1 protein-coding gene is annotated in these 1,312 nt (G+C 61.4%); it reads left to right on the forward strand.

Annotation, left to right across the window (positions count from 1 at the left end):
* Window positions 1–89 precede the first annotated feature (89 nt).
* Window positions 90–1,190: a DNA alkylation repair protein gene (locus tag ACW9HW_RS30075; protein WP_095195054.1), complete on the forward strand. Its 1,101-nt coding sequence runs from the start codon at window positions 90–92 to the stop codon at window positions 1,188–1,190.
* Window positions 1,191–1,312 lie beyond the last annotated feature (122 nt).

Consider the following 1,312-nt stretch of genomic DNA (forward strand, 5'->3'; position numbering starts at 1 on the left):
GAGGCGTGCATTCAAATGTGGGAGCGAGCCTGCTCGCGAAGAACGATAACGCGGTGCACCGGATAAACAACAAACTCCAAGGAACCCAAATGGCTGCCGACCAACCCTCCCCCGCCCTGAAGGAAATCTTCAACGCCGAACGCCTCCATCACATCGCCACCGAAATGACCGCGGTCTATCCCGAGTTCGATGCCAAGGCGTTCCTGAAGCTGGCCAGGACCGGCCTGGCGGAGCTGTCGGTGATGCAACGCATGGCCCGCGTCAGCGAATGCCTGCACGCGGTATTGCCGCTGGGTTATGAAGCGTCGCTGGAGTTGTTGCGTGCCCTCGCCCCACGCCTCAACAGCGGCTTCGTCAGCATGTGCCTGCCGCACTACGTGGCGACCTACGGTGCGGATCGTTTCGAGCTGTCCATGGACGCGCTCAAGTACTTCACCGCGTTCGGCTCCTCGGAGTTCGCGATCCGCTATTTCCTGCGTCGCGATATCGAGCGCTCGCTGCAGCTGATGCACGACTGGTCGCTGGACGACAACGAGCATGTCCGGCGCCTGGCCAGCGAAGGGTGTCGCCCGCGCCTGCCATGGTCGTTTCGCCTGGAACCGATTCAAGCCGACCCGACACTGGCCGCCAGGATCCTCGACAATCTCAAGGCCGACAGCAGTCTTTACGTGCGCAAGTCCGTGGCCAATCACCTGAACGACATCACCAAGGACCATCCCGACTGGGTGCTGGACCTGATCGAAGGCTGGTCGCTGGACAACAAACACACCGCGTGGATCGCCCGACACGCCCTGCGCAGCCTGATCAAACAGGGTAACCAGCGGGCGCTGGCGATCATGGGTGCCGGCGGCAAGCCTGAAGTCGAGATCATCGGTGTGCAGGTCAACCCGCCGGTGATTGGCCTGGGAGAAAAGATCACCCTGTCCTTTGCCGTCAAATCGACGGTCGAGAACAGCCAGCGGCTGGTGATCGACTATGCCATCGATTATGTAAAAGCCAACGGCAGCACCTCGGCGAAGGTGTTCAAGCTCAAGGCCCTGACCCTGCCGGGCAAGGCCACCGAGCAGCTGAGTCGTGGCCAGCACATCAAGGAGCTCACTACCCGGCGGCACTATGCGGGCAAGCATGCGGTGCATGTGCTGGTGAATGGGGAGCGGCTGGCGAGCACGGCATTCGAAATCCTCCCTTGATTCACGCCTGATTCATTTGGGGGCTGTCATTTCGGTTCTGGGCGCACCATCGCCTTCGCGAGCAGGCTCGCTCCCACAGTTTGTTCGGTGCCATGCACGAGTGTTGTGACCGACACCGCACT

This window comes from Pseudomonas sp. SDO5532_S415, assembly GCF_054071155.1.